This window comes from Phycisphaerae bacterium, assembly GCA_041652575.1.
Classification (GTDB): Bacteria; Planctomycetota; Phycisphaerae; order Sedimentisphaerales; family UBA12454; genus UBA12454.
Map to the genome: position 1 here is coordinate 24,473 of JBAZHC010000012.1, position 15,831 is coordinate 40,303.

At 46.7% G+C, this 15,831-nt stretch carries 8 protein-coding genes; 3 read left to right on the top strand and 5 right to left on the bottom strand.

What is annotated here, in order from left to right; translation table 11 throughout:
* Window positions 1–8: 8 nt before the first annotated feature.
* From WC496_09420 to WC496_09430, 3 genes are read left to right on the top strand one after another with little or no spacing between them, the layout of a single operon-like run.
* Window positions 9–2,018 (top strand): FAD-binding protein, encoded by a 2,010-nt coding sequence (locus WC496_09420; GenBank protein ID MFA5293239.1) that lies wholly within the window; start codon window positions 9–11, stop codon window positions 2,016–2,018.
* 12 nt (window positions 2,019–2,030) lie between these two features.
* Window positions 2,031–2,708, top strand: a complete 678-nt coding sequence (locus WC496_09425) for a bifunctional 4-hydroxy-2-oxoglutarate aldolase/2-dehydro-3-deoxy-phosphogluconate aldolase (protein ID MFA5293240.1) — start codon at window positions 2,031–2,033, stop codon at window positions 2,706–2,708.
* 1 nt (window position 2,709) lies between these two features.
* A complete protein-coding gene (locus WC496_09430) occupies window positions 2,710–3,810 on the top strand; it encodes a sugar kinase (GenBank protein MFA5293241.1) in 1,101 nt (366 codons plus the stop codon).
* 25 nt (window positions 3,811–3,835) lie between these two features.
* Here WC496_09430 and WC496_09435 read toward each other — a convergent pair whose 3' ends face one another.
* From WC496_09435 to WC496_09455, 5 genes are all read right to left on the bottom strand, one after another.
* A complete protein-coding gene (locus WC496_09435; protein ID MFA5293242.1) occupies window positions 3,836–7,231 on the bottom strand; it encodes a hypothetical protein in 3,396 nt (1,131 codons plus the stop codon).
* A 296-nt stretch (window positions 7,232–7,527) separates the two neighbouring features.
* Window positions 7,528–10,353 (bottom strand): LamG-like jellyroll fold domain-containing protein, encoded by a 2,826-nt coding sequence (locus tag WC496_09440; protein MFA5293243.1) that lies wholly within the window; start codon window positions 10,351–10,353, stop codon window positions 7,528–7,530.
* Between the two features lie 32 nt (window positions 10,354–10,385).
* Entirely contained in the window at window positions 10,386–11,573 is a 1,188-nt protein-coding gene (locus WC496_09445; GenBank protein ID MFA5293244.1) for a hypothetical protein, read from the bottom strand.
* A 199-nt stretch (window positions 11,574–11,772) separates the two neighbouring features.
* A complete protein-coding gene (locus WC496_09450; protein ID MFA5293245.1) occupies window positions 11,773–13,692 on the bottom strand; it encodes a carbohydrate-binding protein in 1,920 nt (639 codons plus the stop codon).
* A gap of 197 nt (window positions 13,693–13,889) precedes the next feature.
* Window positions 13,890–15,737 (bottom strand): pectate lyase, encoded by a 1,848-nt coding sequence (locus WC496_09455; GenBank protein ID MFA5293246.1) that lies wholly within the window; start codon window positions 15,735–15,737, stop codon window positions 13,890–13,892.
* Window positions 15,738–15,831 lie beyond the last annotated feature (94 nt).

Consider the following 15,831-nt stretch of genomic DNA (forward strand, 5'->3'; position numbering starts at 1 on the left):
GAGAAAATATGGGTCAGAGGCAGATTGGGAATCAAAAAGTGAGGATATACAGGTACAACACTATTATAGTTGGTGCCGGTGCTGCGGGAATGAATTGTGCCAAAAAACTTTACGAATTTTTTGACAGCAAAGGCGTCAAGGAAGCCGCATCGAAAATCGCAGTGGTTACACGCGGGCTGCCTCTTGGCGCTTCACGAATGAGCGGCTCTGACAAACAGACATATTACAAGATGGGCACAAGTCCCGATATTGCCGACAGTGCCGAAAGTTTTGCGGCTTCTCTTACTGCGGCGGGCTGCTGTCACGGTGATTTAGCTCTGGCAGAGGCCATCGGCTCGATTCGAGGTTTTTATAATCTTGTCGAGGCAGGCGTTCCGTTTCCGCATAATGCGATGGGGACATATATCGGTTACAAAACCGACCACGACCCGTATGAAAGAGCGACTTCCGCAGGCCCAAAGACAAGCAAATTTATGAGCCGATGTCTTGAAAAGATTGTTCGCAGATATGGCATTGAAATTTTCGACAATAAGGAAATGGTCGAATTTCTCAAGTCAGAAGACAGGATTATCGGCATAGTTACAATAGACAGCAAATCTCTTTCAAAGGATGATTTCGGCATTAATGTTTTTTATTGTGATAATCTCGTTCTTGCCGCTGGCGGCCCGGGCGAATTATATGAAACCAGCGTATATCCCCGCGGTCAGGTCGGCATTCACGGTTTAGCTTTTAACGCCGGCCTTGCCGGCGAGAATCTTACCGAATCTCAGTTCGGTCTTGCCAGCACCAAATTCCGCTGGAATGTCTCCGGCACATATATGCAGGTTATACCGCGAATATTCAGCACAGACGCAAACGGCGGTGATGAACGTGAATTCCTGACACCGTTTTTCCCGACGATGAGTAAAATGGCGACAAACATATTTTTAAAAGGTTATCAGTGGCCTTTCGACCCGCAGAGAATTGAAAATCTGCAGTCGTCGCTGATTGATATCCTTGTCTTTAATGAAAATCAAAAGGGCAGACGGGTATTTATGGATTTTCTGCGTAATCCCGTCGGCAGTGAAAATATGTCTGAATTTAAAATCGAAGACCTTGAACCGGAGGCTCTGAATTATTTAAAGGCAACCGGCGCAATGCAGAAACTGCCGATAGAACGGCTCGAGCATATGAATACCCCTGCAATAGATATTTACAAAGAACACGATATAGATTTATATTCGGAGCCGCTGGAAATTTCAGTTTGTGCGCAGCATAACAACGGCGGTTTTGCGATAAATAAGTGGTGGGAGTCGAATATAAAGCGAACTTTTGTTATTGGTGAAATGGCAGGCTCACACGGAATTAAACGGCCCGGCGGTTCTGCGCTTAACGCCGGTCAGGTCGGAGCGGCAAGAGCGGCTGAATACATCGCAAACGTATATGGCGATAAAATTTCAGATGATTTTGTAGATGAGCTTCAAATTAAAAACGCAATCGATAGATTATCCGGACTTTGCAATCCGAATTCTGATTTTATCCCGCAGCAGGTAATTTCCCGGATACAGCATCAAATGACGACTTTCGGCGGGCATATCAGAAAACAGAAAAATGCTGAAAAAGCACTTATCGATGCGATTGAACTTTACGAGCGGATACGAAATAACGGTCTGAAAATTAATGAGCCGATGGATATTATCCCCGCGATACAGGCCCGGCATCTGGCTTTTTCAAGTATCGCTTATCTAAAGGCGATAGTCGAGCTTTTGAGGGCAGGGAGCGGTTCACGAGGTTCGCATCTGGTTTCAAGCGATGACGGCATCGGGATTCATCCTGACATCAAAGACCCTGACACGGGCAAACCGTTGAAATTTAAGCCTGAAAATAAGGACTTGAGAAATACAATAATCAGGATACAATTTAATGAAGATACCGGCCAGTTCGAATGTAAATTTGTTCCGGTTAGACATGCCCCCAAAGACAGAAAAGCTTTCGAGCCGGCATGGACTGATTACAGAGAAGGTAAAATCTACAATTGAAAGGTTTTTATTATGTCAAAACATTCAAGGCTTGAAGTTTTAACGGCAATGAAACGGACTGGTATAGTTCCGATATTTTACAATTCAGATTTTGAAACAACTAAAAATATCGTAACAGCTTGCGCCGATGGAGGCTCTGTTTGTGTCGAATTTACCAATCGCGGCGACAGGGCGATTAATTTGTTTATAAAACTCGCCGAATACCGCGACAGTCAAAGGCCTGACATTATTTTAGGCACAGGCTCAATTTGCGATTCTGCCACAGCGGCAATGTATATTTCAGCAGGGACAGATTTTCTGGTCGCTCCGATTTTCGATGAAGAAACAGCGAAACTTTGCAACGGCAGAAAGATTCCATATTTGCCCGGCTGCGGCACTGTTACAGAAATTCAAAAAGCTCATACTTTCGGTGTTGAGATTGTTAAAATTTTCCCGGCCGATACTCTTGGCGGCCCTGCGTTTGTAAAAGCCGTTAAAGGCCCATGCCCGTGGACGGAATTTATGGCTACCGGCGGAGTTTCGCCGACAAAAGAAAGTTTGTCTGAGTGGTTCGGTGCGGGCATTGCCTGTGCGGGTATGGGGTCGAAATTAATTACCAAAGAACTTGTCGCGGCAAAAGACTTCAAAGGCATAACGAAAAAAGTAAAGGATGCAATCGAATTGATTAAGCAAATCAGGGAAGGGAAATAAAATGTCAACGCTTGACCTTAAACCGTCTCTAAGCTGCAGGTATGATATTCTTTCGCTTGGCGAGGTGATGATTCGTCTCGACCCCGGCGATAATAGAATCCACACAACAAGAGAGTTTAAGGTCTGGGAAGGCGGCGGCGAGTATAACGTTGCAAGAGGCCTTCGCCGCTGTTTCAACAAACGCGCCGCGGTTGTAACCGCGATACCTGATAACGCAATCGGCAGACTGCTTGAGGATTTGATGCTGCAGGGCGGCGTACATCTGGAACATATTAAGTGGGTTCCTTTTGACGGCGTCGGCAGACAGACCCGTGTCGGTCTGAATTTTACCGAACGCGGCTTTGGCATAAGAGCGGCAAAAGGCTGCAGCGACAGGGGGCTTTCGGCGGCATCGCAGATGAAGAAAGGTGATATAGACTGGGAAGATATTTTCGGCAGGGCAGGCGTTCAGTGGTTTCATACAGGCGGAATCTTTGCGGCACTTTCAGAAACGACGGCGGATGTAATTATCGAAGCGATAACGACCGCCAGGAAATATGGAACAATTATTTCTTATGACCTCAATTACCGGCCGAGCCTTTGGAAATCAATCGGCGGCCAGAAAAAAGCACAGGAAATCAACCGTAAACTTGCGCCGTATATCGATGTTATGATGGGAAACGAAGAGGATTTTACCGCCTGTCTCGGATTGGAAGTGCCGGGTATGGATAAACATCTTTCCAAACTCGACCCCTCGAATTTCAAGAAGATGATTCTTGAAGCGGTAAAACAATTTCCAAATTTTAAGGCGGTAGCGACGACTTTGCGAAACGCAAAAACAGCGAGCATAAACGACTGGGGCGCCATACTTTATATGGACGGCAGTTTTTACGAGGCGCCGCATCGCGAGAATCTTGAGATTTACGACCGCGTCGGCGGCGGCGACAGTTTCGCTTCAGGCCTGATTTACGGCCTAATGGAAGGCAAAACTCCTCAGCAGGCTGTTGAATACGGCGCGGCGCACGGGGCTTTAGCGATGACTACTCCGGGAGATACAACGACGGTCAGTCTGGCCGATGTCGAAAAAACGATGGCAGGCGGCACAGCACGTGTTGACAGATAATCTGTAAATATCTGGTTTCAGTGTATTACTGCCAGCATTCATCGACAGGGTCACGATCGCAGGTCAGCCAGTCCATTGCGAATTGTTCTATATCCAGCCAGTCAAGATCGCAATCATTATCGAGGTCTCTCGGCGAACATTCGGGTCCTTCCACCTTCAAGTTATCAACCCAAAAGTAGCCATAACCGGAACCCGGCAGGCAGCCTTCACTGAACGCGACCACCATATAGTCGCCGTTAGCCGTGAATACACCGTCAGCAGGTCCATTTGTCTGCGATGCCGTTATTGGCTCCCAGGGCCATGTGCCGGAGGGGTCTATGTTCTGAGTAATAACACCGAAGGCTTTCCTGTACATAACCGCGTTCGGGTTTGTCCATATCGTCCACGTATTGGCGTCGGCATTGGTCTCGAATGCCACCAGCACATCTGCCCAATTTCCATGGTTGCAAGGGTCTGGGTCTGGTGCCTCGAAGCTGGAAATATCACCCATCCACTCGGCAGAGAGTTTGTACTGCTTGCCCGTATCTACCGACAGCACCTGGTAAAAGTAGTGGCCGCTGGTCCCTATAGTGGTCGGCTCATTTCCAACCACGACTGAGCCGACAGGGTTGCCGTTTTCGCCGTCATATAAGACCATTAAAGTACCCTCAGCCGAAGGCAGGTCGAACATCTGCCAACCGGGTATTATATCTGTATCGAACGTGCCGTTGACGGCAATGTTGTTATTGAGCGGCTGCGGCCGGTGCCAGTAGTCTATCATCAAAGAATAATCCACGAAATCCACCTTACAATCTTTGTCAAAGTCAGATGCTATCTGGCCCAGACAATTGAATCGAACAGTTGTAGCGTTTGCCTCGCTGGACCAGGCAGTCTCATTTTGACTAAAGCTCTTGTCGCGGGCTATGACGCTGTAAGTGTAATTCGTATTATTTATAAGTTCTGTATCGGTGTAATTGGCATCATCCTGCCAGCCGGAGTCATGGTTCGGGTCTGTTATATTGGCAAAGTAATACTCGACACCGGAGATGTCCGTTGCGGTGGTCGCTCTCATTATGATGGAATCGATATCGATAGCATTGGGTTCAATTGCCCATGTCATCGGATCAGGAGCAGGAGGCGTTGTGTCCAGCAATGTTGTTACTGTTTCAGGGCTGGACACTGCCGTCTCGTTATGCTGGGGGCTATTATCGCGAGCTTTCACAGTATAGGCGTATGTGGTATTTTCTGTCAGGCCGGTATCGATGTAGATTGTGTCATTCTGCCAGCCGGAATCGTGTCCGTTGCCTTCCGTGCAGGTGAAGTAGTATTGAACGCCGCTGAGGTCGAATGCTGTAGTCGCAATCATAGCGACCACTGAATCGCTTCCTGCGTATGGTGCGATATCAAATGTCATTGGATTGGGTGTCGGAGCCGTACTGTCGGCGAGGGTTGTTGCCGAGGCCGGACCGGATGCAGCGGTCTCATTTTGGTTGTTGCTCTTATCGCGGGCTTTTACCGTGTAAGTGTATGATCTAATTGGCAGCAGGCTGGTATCGGTGTAAGTTGTGCTGTTCTGCCAGCCGGAATTATGTCCGCCGCCTACTGTGCAGATGAAGTAATATTCGACGCCGTTGCCATCGGAGGCCGTTGTTGCGACCATCGTGATAGACTTATCACTTGTCGCGTAAGGTACTGTCGCAAAGGTCATCGGGTTTGGATTTGGAGGCGTGATATCCCCATCTGGATGTGTTCCCGCGCCGGTCATCACGAAGTTCTTGACATTTTCACCAGCATCAAGAGTATAAGCGTATGGCGGTGTAAAGATAGTGGCATAGTCGTTCGGAAGCGATACAGGAATTGCAGTGTTCACAAATATATTACCAGTATTCCAACCAATCATTCCCGGAATTGTAGCGGGATTTCTCCATGCGGTCGCTACGTTCTCAAAATAGTTATTCTCGACCCGAATCTGGGATTCCAAACCTACACCAATACAGTAACTGTTGCCGGGGCAGCCGTAGTAGTTGTTATAGACGTGAACCCGACCGAAACGTCCACGAGGCATTCTCTCATTGCACAGAGTTGACCACCAGTTATGATGGAAGGTAATGTGGAGTTTGCCTCTGTCTCCTGTAGCATCATCACTGGCACTGAATAGATTTACAAAATTGTGTCCGGTATTGGAGGTATAGTAAAATTTGCACCACGAAACAGTAACATAGTCAGCCGCATTGGTTATATCCAGGCAGCCGTCAGCGCAGTCGTAGAAAGTGCACTGGGTAATGAAGATATTAGTTGAATATTGTACCGAGATGCCGTCTCCGCCGCCAATGCCGTTGGGGTTGGTTATATTTAATCCTTCGATAATTACATTGGACGCACCATAGCTAAAGCTGAGGTTTCCTATAATGGTCGAACTTGCGTCTAAGCCTTTGATAGTTTTGTTTGACGTGATTGTGATATAATTTATGCCATTAACATCGGCAAAGTTGAGGGTGCCTGAGACCTGTATGATAAGAGGGTTGTTCCCCCATGCCCAGATGTAGTTTCGAAGATCTGCGGCATTATCAACGGTAACGGTAGGCCCACCTGCTCCGCCTGTAGCATCGCCGCCAAAGCCGTCTGGAAACTGATTCTTGACTGATAGCGTAACAGGCCGCATACGGCTGACGTCAGATGTCAGATTAGTGAAATTTACTCCTGTATCATAGCTGCCAATAGCGAGATTGTTGGCATTGGCGTTAATTGAGACGGTTACTACTACGTTCTGATTCGGTTCGAGCGTCCCGGAACCCGACGATACATCCAGCCAGGGCACATTTACTTCCGCGGCCCAGTCGAGCGAATTTGTTCCTAAATTCGTAAGAGTATAGTCTTTGCCGGCCGGCGTGAACGGCCCTCCCTGATAACCGATACTGCTAAGTCCATCGGCAGGTGTTATCCCCAGCGGGTATGTGCAGATAACGAGGTTTGAGTATGAAGATGCCCCGGGAAAATCATATCCATAACAAAGGTCTCGATCCACACAAGTTCCGCCAGTTGTGTAATCAACTAAGCAGAAAGTTTCGGTGCCGCTTTCCGTACGGTCGATCTCTACCCGGACATAACCCAGTGCTAATCCAAAATTGGGATCGTCTAAAGTCATACTGATGGACGTGCAGTCAACCGGTCCGATCAAACTAAGCGTAACCGGGTCGTTCAATGTCACTACAAGCGGGCTGCTATTGCAGTAACAGTCCTGTGTGCTCGGATAAACCCCGACCGATGCCTCACTCACAAAAAACTCAAATGTCCCTGTCCCGCCGCAATCGGCATGGCTGACAATGAACCGTATTTCCGTGGGAGTATCCGCTGCCCACGTTTTCGATACACTAATCATCACGGTAGATAAAAAACCTGCTAAGCATAATACAAACACTCTTTTTGAGTTTGATATTTCCATTTTTTTCTCCTTTTTCCTCTTAGTTGTTGTGGTTCTCGCGGCCGTTTGTTGGTTAATACCGGTCAGAACCGGTTCTTTTTCATAAAAGTTTTTTCTCCCAGCGGCACTCTATCACGTGCCGTCAAGGTATTATAATTATACCAAGGATTTGGACTCTAAAACAAGAGTAGAACGAAGAATTTTTACGCAAATTAACGATACTATATGTAAAAAAGCGAATTTTATAACTTTTATACGGAATATTTTATATATAAAAACATTTTTGCCAATACCCAAAACCTATAGAATTTGTTTTCTTACTGCCAGCATTCTTCGGCAGGGACTCGATTGCAAATCAGCCAATCATCCGCGAATTGCAGAATCTCGAACCAATCGCCTGTCCATCCATCCGATAGAATCGCATAATCAAATAAATCCACCTGACAATTTTCATCAAAATCTGATGCAAGCTGGTTGGTACAGAAATAATTGGCAACGCCTGCGCCATTATATATCTCAGTGATTTGTTCCTGCGAAAGAGCATAACGATAAACACGAACATCATCTATCGAGCCGGGAGTGAAAACTCCATCGGCTATATACAGCGGTTCAGTCTGGCTGATACTGCCGGTGCTGTCGTTTGCGGAACCTTTCAGGACTCCATCGGCATAAAGCCTTATCTGATTGGCGACTGTATCGCGAACCGCCACTATATGCACCCAATTGCCGGTACAGAAGCTTGTAGTGGCAAGCGATAACTCAGATTTTGTTGCATTGTCGTCAATCGCGAAACGGAAGTTGGAATCTTTGCGATACAGTTCATAACGTATACCTGAACCGGGGAAAGCACCGCCGCCGATTGTGCCTTTAATGAAAAGCTCATATTGGCCGCTGAAGGATGTCGGTTGTATTGCCCAAAGCGAGACAGACAAATCCTCATCGCCGAAATCAATTGCCGAACTGCTCGGCGCATAGACTTTTCCGCCGCCGGCTGCGAATGTCAGGCAGTTGCCGAAGTAACCTGTTGTCCATGTTGGAAGGGTAGTTCCCTGCAAGGTGCCCGCAAGCGTCGGATTGCCGTTTACATTATGAGCAGTTGTGCCGCTTGTTTCATTAAACATCCAGTAAGCGGCAGGCGGATTTACAACTGTTGGGGCAGGTGTAACAGCATATCCTGTATTAGACCACACTGTTTCATTTTGCAGAGGACTTTTATCTCGTGCCTTGACTCGATAACCATATTGAGTAACGGCAAGTAGGCCAGTGTCTGTATATACAGTACTGTCCTGCCAGTCGGAATCATTTCCGCCTCCGGCCGTACATTCGAAATAATATTCAACGCCGCTGACATCGCTGGCTGCGGTTGCGGTCATTGTTATGGTATTTGAGTTGGTCGCATTTGGAGCAATCGCAAATATCATCGGGTTCGGTAGCGGGGCGGTTTTATCGGCCTGTGTTGTTGCAGACGCCTGAACTGACCAGTCTGTTTCATTGTGATAACTGCTCATGTCGCGTGCCTTAACCGTATAAGTATATGTTGCTCCCGTTGAAAGGCCGGTGTCTGTATAGACCATACCTGATTGCCAGCCCGAATCGTGACTGCCGTCTGTGACCGTCAGATTTGCGAAATAATATTCTACTCCGCTTGCGTCGGTTCCGGTTGCTGAGGTCATTGTGATTTGTGTTGCACCGGCTGATTCTGGAACTAATTGCCAAGTCATTGGATTTGGAGTCGGCGCTGCCGTATCTTCTGTATAAGTCCCAACAGGAATAAGACTATTCAGATAAACTTCAAGATTTGTATATTCCGGGTCAAGGTCGTAACCGTTTCTGTCGGCCGCATAATTGTAATTTAAGCTGTTTGCTGTTTCCCATACATCCGGCATACCGTCCTGGTCGGTATCTAATGGCGCAGGTGCCGAATTAAGAGTCGGCCATCCCCCGACCTGACCTTGTGTATCTATTATCTGGCCGGTTCCATATATCACATCATTGACAACTCTCGTATCGACCGAATCTCTTACAGGCAGACTTGCACCAACATGATTAATAACTCTTTGATATGCGACCAGTGCCGTATCGGTCTGAATTGGGCCTGTAGGAAATGGCTGACTTTGTTTGTAAGCGGCTTTTTGTGCGGCAGTCCAGCCGCCTTTTGATGTGTTGAATTCGACCTTTGTCCAATCGTCAGCTAAATAACTTCCATTAAAATAATTACCAGCGTAATAACCTTTGAAATAAGTACAGGCTGCGCTGTATAAATATCCGGCAGTGCCGTTATATCCGGGTTTTGCATAATTTCCCACATAGTTATATCTGCAAACACTGTCAAGGTCTGCATCGTAGCCCGGCCTTTCGGCACCCCAGTTATACATAACATTATTGCGATAATCGAACAACAGGCCGCAGGGGTCGTCCCAGTAAGGATTTCCGTCAGATACTGTACTGTCATAATTTCCGGGACGAGGATTTCGCGAATAATTGTGGGCGAAAAGATTATGATGATAACTGTATTTAGCGTCATAACAGCCGCGAATCAACGCACCATAACTGTGAGTGCCTTTATCGTGTATGCTGTGCCAAAGCGCCTCGGATATTATGCTCCACTGTACGGTAACATTGCTGAGAGTTGGCTGTGATGTTGAGCACGAGAAAACCTCGTCAACACTCCAGCTTGCCGATATATGGTCCATAATTATATTAGACCCACTAGTTATTGAGATGGCGTCGTCTTCGGTCAGGCTCTCGTCGCCAAGCCGACAACGCAGGTATCGTACGATAATATTACTTGCACCAATTTTTAAATAATGGTCGCGAAGGCAAATTCCGTCTCCCGGCGTGGTTTGTCCCGCTATGGTAATATAGGATTTACTGACTGAAAGCGTCGATGCAAGCTGTATAGTTCCGGAAACATCGAAAACAATAGTCCGCGGCGTGCTCGATGTTCCGCCTGCGGTTGATATTCCTTCTCGCAGAGAGCCTGCGCCGCTGTCGTTTAGATTGGTAACATGATAAACATCGCCGCCTCTTCCTCCTAAGGCATAAGCACCCCAGCCTTCAGCGCCGGGAAATGCTCTTGTTTCACCGTAAGAATTTGCCGCAAATATCAGAACTATTGCCGCCAGCGCCAAGCTGATTTTCATATTTGTCCTCAACTGATTTTATAATACTCTTATTATTGCACCAGCCAGTTTTCCGCCAGCAGTGTGAATTCACGGAAGTTTACTATGCAATCGGCATAGAAATCCGCATCGGCAATCGCCGCACAATCGGTTCCCAGCCAGTAATTGGCAAATGTCGCAAGGTCATATATATCCACTACGTCATTACGGTCGAAATCGCCGTAAACGGTATAAAGCCAGTGCGGCGGATAAGGAGTTCCCGCTCCTGCGTATGCCTGAACCATAGCAGGTAAATCCGCGGCATCGTCAAGTGTATAAGAATAAGGCGGTGTAAAAATTGTGGAGTATTCATTTGTTGCCCAGCTCGGCTGTGTGCAGTTATAAAATATATTGCCGGTATTCCAGCCTATGTGTCCAACGGGATAAGTGGGTTTACTGCTATAGTAATTTGCCCAAGGATTGGGTACGGCATTGAAGTAGTTGCTCTCGACACGAATACGGGACCCGCAGCCCACGCCAACACAGTAACCGCCGGCCATAAGATTGCTGTAGTAATTATTGTAAACATGTACCTGGCCGTAACGTACGCGGGGCATTCTTTCCTTGCACATAGTGGTCCACCAGTTATGATGCATTGTGACGCGAAGATTAGCTGCATCGTCGGGTTGGTCATCGCTGCTTCCGATAAGATTAACGAAGTTATGGCCGGTATCAGAAGTATAGTAGAACTTGCACCATGAGACGGTAACAAAGTCGGAATTGTTGGATATGTCGAGACAGCCGTCAAAGCATTGATAGAAAGTGCACTTGGTGATAAAAACATTGTTTATATTCTGCTTTAAGCTCACACCGTCTCCCTCACCGGCATCATTGGGATTGGTAAAATTCAGGTTCTCAAGAATTATGTTCCCCTCATCATTGTCAAAACCGAAGTCTCCCTTGAGCGTCGGATTTTCGCCTATACCTATGAGGGTTTTGTTTGCCCGGACTGCAAGGTTATAACCAATGTCGATAGTGCCCGAAACCTGAATTATATAAGGTGTGGTTCCTACGGTAACGGCATAATATAAAAGGTCTGCATAGTTATTGACGGTAACGACGGTTCCGCCTGTTCCGCCTGTTGTGCCACTATAATAAGGACTGGCCATTGATGCCCAGCCGTCTGCTGTTGCTGCGAGGACATTAGATATAAGGCATAAAGATAAAACTATAAAACTACTAAAAATAAATGTTTTTTTCATCACTCCAACCTCCGAAAAAATAATATATTTCATCACCCTGCCACGAACCCCCGCCTCTACTCTAATAATATTATATCAAAAACGCACATTACGAAACAAGAGTACTACATTATATCGGGTAAAACGCACGCTTTAATAACGGCTTTTCCCGGCTTAAACCTTCAAAACAGGCTTTTCAGGTTACAATTTTATTTATCTTTTATGGGCAGCCTGCCGGCATAAAATTTTCACCGGCTATATTTATGTAATCGATATTGGCAAGAGAATTACTGGTTATACCTTCAAGCCTTACGCTCTTTACTCCGGCAGTTAAACTTACATCTGCAGATACGGTACTCCATGTTGTAAACGCGCCTGTCGGCGGGAATGTAATACTCGAAATTACTGTTGAACCGTTTATAATCAGTCTTGCAGACCTGTCGTCAGTTTTACCGTGTGCATATCGCCAGGTGAAAGTATATGTTCCGCCTGTAAGGATATTCACGCTCCAGTCAATTCCTGTGCCGGCGGCATTTGTAGTGTCGCAAAAACCTGTGCCTGTATATCCTGCGTGTTTATTATCGATGATTCCTTCCACATTACAGAAGCCTGCGGTATTTTCCTGTATGGTAACGCTCGAACTTCCTGCGCTCGGATACGCGAGAACTTCGCTTGAATAATCGGATTCGTTTGAATTCGTATCAGCCGCAGTAACGACATAGTAGTATGTTGTGTTATTTGTAACACTGTTATCTGTGTAATCCGAATTTATCAGAAGCGAACCGTTTAATTTTGTATATCCGCTGCCTGAAGTTGTCGAACGATAAATATTATAGCCTGCCAAATCTTCTTCGGCATTGTCGTCCCAGTCGAGCGAAACTATTGCATCTCCTGCCGATGCTCCCAGGCCTGTCGGTGCATCCGGCGGTGTAATATCAGGCGCTATATAAAGCCAGTTTTCAGACATCCAACCGAGTTCATAAAAATCTACTTTGCAGTCGCCGTTATAATCAACGTTCCAAAGCTGCTCGCAGTCAGAAATGCCCCAGTAATTGGCAAATACTGCAAAGTCATTCATATCTACGAATCCGCTGCGGTCGAAGTCGCCGTAATAGCCGAAATACCAGTGCGGCGGATAACCGTCCTGACCGTCGACGCCGGCGCCATATTGAACCAATGCCGGAATATCTTCGGCATTATCAAGCGTATATGAATACGGCGGCGTGAAAACCGTGTCGGTGCCGTCAATAAGTACGACATCCGAATCGTCTCCCACAACCCATGTAACATTATCAAGAATGTTGCCGGATGCGTACAGCAAGCCCGGGTCGCCTCCTGCCGAAGTAACATATCGCTGCCATGGATTCTGAACGTCTTTGAAATAATTGTTTTCTACAAGACACTGCGCGTACAAACGAGTGCGGATGCAGTAATTATTGCCCGGACAGTCGAAATAGGTGTTATATATATGAGCCTTTCCGAAACGTACGGAAGGCATACGCTCGTGACTCAAGGTCGAATACCAGTTATGGTGAAAAGTGACAAGGAGATGGTTCATATCCGTGCCGCCATTGTCGTCGGAATGTCCGACTAAGTTGCTGAAATTGTGACCGCTGTCGTATGTGTACTGGAATATACACCATGAGACGGTGACATAGTCGGCGCCGTTCTTGATATCGATATTGCCGTCGCCTCCATCGGTAAACGTGCAGTGGTCGACCCAGATGTGCTGGACGCCGTCAATGCTGATGCAGTCCCCATCGCCGGCCCCGGCTTCGTTGTCCATGTCCAGAAACCTGAAGATGTTATTGCTTTCTTCGCTATTGTAGCACTTCAGATTGCCGGTGATATGCGATCCAGGCAGGCCGATGATTGTCTTGTTGCCCCGGACGCGGATATTCGAACCGCCCAGATTGATATTGCCGCTTACATAAATGATATACGGATCTTGGTTGGTGCCCTGTACGTAGTAAATAAAGTCCGTGACGTTGTCAACTGTGACTGTAGTGCCGCCTGCTCCGCCTGTAGTACCGCCGCTTTCGCTGGCCCAACCGATAGGCGCGCTATCATACGCCTGAACCGAAAAGGTAAAGGAAAATAAAATTGTGACAAACCCCGCCAAAAAGTATGCTCTTTTCATTGCCGTTGCCTTTAAAACAAGGAATCTACTTATTTTGCTTATTTTACCATAAATTTACTATAAAATCAATGTTAAATGCTTATTTAAAAAGGATTTGCGCAAAAATACGCTTTTCTTTGCGCGAAAATAATCTTGTGTAATCGTAAAAGCGTATTTCAGTATTGTAAAACGCTTCTGATAAATTTATGTTTTTATTTTTATTGCCAGCATTCTGCGGCAGGGGTGCGATTGCAGGTTAGCCAGTCTTCCGCGAACTGGAGAATATTGAGCCAATCGCCAGTCCATATATCCGAAAGAATGACATAATCGAAAAAGTCAACCTGGCAATTGTCATCGAAGTCCGAAGCTATCGTGCTGGAACAAATATATCTCGAAGCTGCAGCCGATGCCTCGTTTGACCAGAATGTTTCATTTTGGCTGATGTTCTTGTTACGTGCTTTTACCTGATAAGTATATGTAATGCCATCAGCTAAACCTGTATCGATAAATTCTGTACTGTCTTGCCAGCCTGAATTGTGATTAGGGTCGGTAATATTTGCGAAATAATATTCCACGCCGGTTAGGTCGGTCGCCGCATCTGCGGTCATTGTAATAGTATAAGCGCCGCTTACGTAAGGTGCCTGTGCCCAGACAAGCGGATTTGGTTTTGGTGCATAAGGGTCTGGACATAGGCTGTTGATATATTTTTCCAGATTGGTGTAGCCGTCGCTGTTGTAGTCGCCGTTTCGGTCTATTGCATCATTGGGATTCAGGCCGTGCTGGATTTCCCACTCGTCAGGCATACCATCATGGTCACTGTCGGCAGGGGCGGGGAGAGAATTTAAACTCGGCCAGCCGCCAACTGTTGTTTGCGAATCTATAATTCCTTTATTCACGCCATACGCGCCGCCGTAATTTGCAGTACGAGTCGATACTTCATTTAAAATACGTGTATCGATTGAATCTCGCACGAGATTGCATCCGACATCTCTAAGCACGTAATAGTAAGCATTCTGCGCGGTTTGCTCTGTTACAGGATATGTAGTCGCAACAGAGAAAGGCGTCGTTGATTTACAAAGACTTCTTTCGGCACTGCCGCCGTCCGGGTCAACTCCAAGCCAGTTATCCGCTGTTACGGAGGGGTATCCGTCAACATAATTGCCGGTGATAAACCATTGCCCGTAAACGTGCGGAACAGTGACGACGCCATTGGCATCTTTTCGCAGACTGGGTTGAACAATACGGTCCTTAACACCGCTGCCTGTCGCAGGCCCATACTTATAATAGCAGTTGACTATATTAACTGTTGCTTTTTCACCGCCATAGCAACTGTTGAAGCCCCAGTTGTATATCACATTATTGCGCATATCGACATTGTTTGTTATTTCCCCGTCAACCCGCGGATTACGCGATGTATGGTGCGCCAGCAGATTATGATGCCATGAACTGTTCGTATTGCCCCATATTCCGCCGTAGCCGTGATTTCCTTTTTCATGATGAGATGCGTACAGGCTCTCCGACATCAGGCACCACTGTGCGGTGAAGTTTGTGTTGACATAGTAAGAAAACGTTTCATCAACAGACCAACTTGCCGTCACATGGTCGAAAATTATTCTGTCGCCGTATCGTCCCCACGTCGCGTCATCGTCGTTGTTATCTGTTCCATCAGGCCATTGGTCTCCAAGCCGGCAGCGGATATATCTGATAATCACATTGTCATAGCCTGCATATAATGTGCCGTTTGCTATACATATTCCGTCGCCCGGTGCGGTCTGTCCTGCGATTGTTACATTGCCGTAATATAAATTAAGTTTTGAATTCAGGTGAATTGTTCCCGAGACACGGAAGACTATTGTACGAGGCGTATTGTGATTCAGCGCATCTCGCAGCGAACCGGCGCCGGAATCGTTAAGATTTGTAACTTCATAAACAACGCCGCCTCTGCCGCCTGTTGCCACAGCCCCCCAGCCCTGGGCGCCGGGAAACGCCGGCACTGAAGCTATAACGTCAAATGCAAAGCAGAACAGGATTATAATGAGCCCAATCAGGACAGGGACTCTTCTCATCACAAGCCTCCAGTGATATTAATCAGCAATTTAAATTAAGTATAACACTTTTGCCATAGGACATGATACTACATTTTGCGTAATAAAATTGCAT

Excerpts from the sequence above, each read along its gene's own strand:
- WC496_09445 (MFA5293244.1), bottom strand. The coding sequence starts at position 11,573 with ATGAAAAAAACATTTATTTTTAGTAGTTTTATAGTTTTATCTTTATGC.
- WC496_09450 (MFA5293245.1), bottom strand. The coding sequence starts at position 13,692 with ATGAAAAGAGCATACTTTTTGGCGGGGTTTGTCACAATTTTATTTTCC.
- WC496_09425 (MFA5293240.1), top strand. The coding sequence starts at position 2,031 with ATGTCAAAACATTCAAGGCTTGAAGTTTTAACGGCAATGAAACGGACT.
- WC496_09440 (MFA5293243.1), bottom strand. The coding sequence starts at position 10,353 with ATGAAAATCAGCTTGGCGCTGGCGGCAATAGTTCTGATATTTGCGGCA.
- WC496_09455 (MFA5293246.1), bottom strand. The coding sequence starts at position 15,737 with ATGAGAAGAGTCCCTGTCCTGATTGGGCTCATTATAATCCTGTTCTGC.
- WC496_09420 (MFA5293239.1), top strand. The coding sequence starts at position 9 with ATGGGTCAGAGGCAGATTGGGAATCAAAAAGTGAGGATATACAGGTAC.
- WC496_09430 (MFA5293241.1), top strand. The coding sequence starts at position 2,710 with ATGTCAACGCTTGACCTTAAACCGTCTCTAAGCTGCAGGTATGATATT.
- WC496_09435 (MFA5293242.1), bottom strand. The coding sequence starts at position 7,231 with ATGGAAATATCAAACTCAAAAAGAGTGTTTGTATTATGCTTAGCAGGT.